This is a genomic window from Microbacterium meiriae, from assembly GCF_040685015.1.
In the GTDB taxonomy this organism is placed as follows: domain Bacteria; phylum Actinomycetota; class Actinomycetes; order Actinomycetales; family Microbacteriaceae; genus Microbacterium; species Microbacterium meiriae.
This window is the reverse complement of sequence record NZ_JBFBHD010000003.1, coordinates 1,802-4,053: the sequence shown is the minus strand read 5'-3', so window position 1 is coordinate 4,053 and position 2,252 is coordinate 1,802. Positions and strand designations below refer to the sequence as shown.

The following is a 2,252-nucleotide window of genomic DNA, read 5'->3' as shown; positions in this document are numbered from 1 at the left end:
AAGTCCTAATACGTCGAAGGCCCCCCTTCTCCCGAAGTTACGGGGGCATTTTGCCGAGTTCCTTAACCACGATTCTCTCGATCTCCTTGGTATTCTCTACCTGACCACCTGAGTCGGTTTGGGGTACGGGCGGCTAGAACCTCGCGTCGATGCTTTTCTCGGCAGCATAGGATCATCCACTTTTTATCCGCATCGTGTCTCAGCCTGTATGAGTCGCGGATTTGCCTACGACTCGGCCTACGCACTTGCACCAGGACAACCATCGCCTGGCTTGGACTACCTTCCTGCGTCACACCTGTTAATACGCTAACCGCACCAGCATGGGGTCACGTGCTCCCCTCCACGGTGTCACCCGAAGGTGACGATGTGAAGGCTCGGACGTTTAGCACCACTGGATTAGCTTGGGCGGTTCTTCGCCGGTACGGGAATATCAACCCGTTGTCCATCGACTACGCCTGTCGGCCTCGCCTTAGGTCCCGACTTACCCAGGGAAGATTAGCTTGACCCTGGAACCCTTGGTCTTTCGGAGGACGTGTTTCTCACACGTCATTCGCTACTCATGCCTGCATTCTCACTCGTGTAGCCTCCACGGCTGGTTTCCACCGCCGCTTCGCTGGCCACACGACGCTCTCCTACCCATCAACACGGCTGGACCACGAAGGCCTACCAATAATGTCAATGCCACAACTTCGGTGGCGTGCTTGAGCCCCGTTACATTGTCGGCGCGGAATCACTTGACCAGTGAGCTATTACGCACTCTTTCAAGGGTGGCTGCTTCTAAGCCAACCTCCTGGTTGTCAGAGCAACTCCACATCCTTTCCCACTTAGCACGCGCTTTGGGACCTTAGTTGGTGGTCTGGGTTGTTTCCCTCTCGACTATGAAGCTTATCCCCCACAGTCTCACTGCTGCGCTCTCACTTACCGGCATTCGGAGTTTGGCTGACGTCAGTAACCTTGTAGGGCCCATCGGCCATCCAGTAGCTCTACCTCCGGCAAGAAACACGCAACGCTGCACCTAAATGCATTTCGGAGAGAACCAGCTATCACGAAGTTTGATTGGCCTTTCACCCCTATCCACAGCTCATCCCCTCAGTTTTCAACCTAAGTGGGTTCGGTCCTCCACGACGTCTTACCGTCGCTTCAACCTGGCCATGGATAGATCACTTCGCTTCGGGTCTAGGACATGCGACTGAATCGCCCTATTCAGACTCGCTTTCGCTACGGCTACCCCACACGGGTTAACCTCGCCACATATCGCTAACTCGCAGGCTCATTCTTCAAAAGGCACGCTGTCACACCTACCAGGGGTGCTCCAACGGTTTGTAAGCAAACGGTTTCAGGTACTATTTCACTCCCCTCCCGGGGTACTTTTCACCTTTCCCTCACGGTACTTGTCCGCTATCGGTCATCTGGGAGTATTTAGGCTTATCAGGTGGTCCTGACAGATTCACACGGGATTTCACGGGCCCCGTGCTACTTGGGATACTCTCCACGCCAGAACACGCATTTCGACTACGGGGTTGGCACCCTCTATGACCGGCCTTTCAAGACCGTTCGTCTATACGCTTCTGTAACGTCGCCAGCTCGGCAGAACTGACTGGTGAGTCCCACAACCCCGAATATGCAACTCCTGCCGGATATCACACACACTCGGTTTAGCCTGATCCGGTTTCGCTCGCCACTACTAACGGAATCGCGGTTGCTTTCTCTTCCTGTGGGTACTGAGATGTTTCACTTCCCCACGTTCCCTCTACCCGCCCTATATATTCAGGCGGGAGTCACTAGGTCGGCACGCCGCCCAGCGGGGTTTCCCCATTCGGACACCCTCGGATCAAAACTTGCTTATCAGTTCCCCGAGGCTTATCGCAGATTGCTACGTCCTTCTTCGGCTCCAGATGCCAAGGCATCCACCGTTTGCTCTTAAAGACTTGAAATCACATGAGTTTGAATCAAAAACTCGACCCCATCCGAAGATGGAATCAGAAATTGACTAATGATCTTTAAGATCATCTTGTGCAACCAGCTCGAAAGCCGGCTGCAAGATGCTCGCGTCCACTGTGTAGTTCTCAAAGTACGGGCGGAACCCCCATCCACCTGCCCCCACAGGGACAAACAGAAAGAGGTCCAGAGGTTCAGACCAGACCCCGAAGGATCCGCATCCGGTCCCTCAGGACCCAACAGCGTGCAGGCACCGGTCCCCTCACCCAGAACCTTCCAACCACCGAAGCGGCGTACTAGTCCCGAGATCAGCT

At 54.8% G+C, this 2,252-nt stretch carries 1 rRNA gene (cut by a window edge); it reads right to left on the bottom strand.

The features are described 5' to 3' along the window. Window positions 1-1,934 (bottom strand): 23S ribosomal RNA (locus tag AB0N68_RS16800); it reaches 1,268 nt to the left of the window's first position. Between the last annotated feature and the right edge of the window lie 318 nt (window positions 1,935-2,252).